This window comes from Cedecea sp. (assembly GCF_036500665.1).
In the GTDB taxonomy this organism is placed as follows: Bacteria; Pseudomonadota; Gammaproteobacteria; order Enterobacterales; family Enterobacteriaceae; genus Cedecea.
Genome location: NZ_DASYBS010000140.1, coordinates 1 through 1,848, shown reverse-complemented (window position 1 = coordinate 1,848; position 1,848 = coordinate 1). Strand labels below are relative to the sequence as shown.

Genomic DNA, 1,848 nt, shown 5'->3' with positions numbered 1-1,848 from the left:
CCGGTAACTTCGATATTGTTACCGGCCTGCATGCCCAATGCATCTCCTGCGCGGATCACGGCAATATCACCGACTTCCGTACGCGAGCGCGTCAGCGTCAGGCCACCCTGGGTCCCGGTGGCATCCCACTGGCGGGCCTGAGTTTTATTGATAATGCTGCCGTCCTGGCTTTCAAGCTGAACCCGCTGCCCACTGATGGTCGAGCCGATATTGCTGATATCACCAATAGCACTCAAACTCAGCCCATCGTTAGCGTTGATCATCCCCTGATTAAGATTGCTGATGCTTGTCTGGCTGTTGACGTTCAGCCGTTCACCGCCCTGTAGCGTGCCGGCGTCGTTGCGAATGCTGCCACCGTTCAGGTTAACCTTGTTGCCGGCAATCACGCTGCCGCTCAATGGGGCGACGTCACCTTTGGCCAAATAGAGTTTGGGTGCCAGCACCGTCTGGCCATTGACCGTCACCTTCTCCCACCAGACGATACTGTGCTCCAGCTGTGAAACCTGTGCCGGTGTCAGGCTGATGCCAAACTGCAGCTTCAGGCCGCTCTGCGCCCGTGCCGCGTTGTCGATCAACTGCTGCATCTGCGCCAGATCGGATCCGACGCCGTTAAGATAGCGCTGGCCGGTTTGGCTGAGCATCGCATTGCTGATGTAACGGGTATCGAACGCCGCGTCCCCGAGGAAACGGTAGTCGTAATCCGGGTTTAATTTCAGGCGGTCGAGGAAATAGGCCGAACCGATAAACTGCTTTTCATCGGTGAAACGGCTGTCGCTTTCACGCGGGGCCGTGCCCGGCTGTTGGCCCAACATGGCATAGAGATCGTTGAACAGGCTGCTGTCCAACTGCCCCAGACCGTCCAGTTTGGGGTTGGTGGTGATCAGATAGGGGCTGCTCGGGTCTTCAGTGACGACAAAGCGGCCATTGCCACCGCTTGGCAGTGGGTAATCTGACAGGTCTACGGCGTTATTGCCGAGTGACCCGAGAGCATCTTGAAGATTGTCTTTCCACTGTGGCGAACCAAAGACCACACTTTGATCCTCTGCCAGCGCCTGCTGTTGCACACCACTGACAGTTTCCGGTTGCTGTAGGCTGTCCAGCGTTGGCCGCACCAGAGTGTGGCTGAGGCTACCCGCGTTCGGGGTCAACGTAGTGTTGCCGATATCGTCGCTAAAGTTGGCGTTGACCGCTCCACCGGCCTGAATAACCGAACGATAAACACCGTCGTCGGTGCGTACGGTGCGTACGTCACCCTCAGCTGTATAAACAACATAATGGGATTTTATTTTGCTTAACGCATAGTCATTAATCGGCTGTAAGGAGGAGACCTTATAGTCTGGTTTTGATTTCGGCAATTCGCCGGTTTTATAGGTCTGATAACGAGTTTCGGTGCCTGACTGCCAGGATTGGTTATTCAGTGTGCCACCAGATAGGGTCACATTTCCGTTAGCCAAGATATTACTTGCGAGGTTATCCAGAACTTGTGCTGAAACGTCCAGATTCTTACCAGCCGCAATACGCCCTGCATCACCATTGCTAGTTACCGAAATTGTGGACGTTGAAAGAGCGAGTTCTTTAGTTTTATCAAAAGGGGCGGCGTAGGTGTACACAGTAGTGATCTCTCGCCCAGCATCTCCCGCTAACTGCCGCTTTTCTGTCACGGTGTAATAACCCAACTCCCCTTTTTCAAAGAAATCTAACGGTACCTTGGCCGTGGCACCGTTCAGCCAGTCGTATTTTTTGGTCAGATCTTCCTGCGTAACCGAGGTTTTAAGCCCATCGCGCTGATTAAGCAGATGTGCGGTGTTGATATAAATATCGCCGGTTTCAGTTTCGATAGTGCCGGAG

Annotated in this window: 1 pseudogene; it reads right to left on the bottom strand. The window is 54.0% G+C overall.

The annotated features are described in order from the left end of the window. Positions 1–1,848, bottom strand: a pseudogene (locus VGM55_RS22485) (filamentous hemagglutinin); the annotation flags it as partial.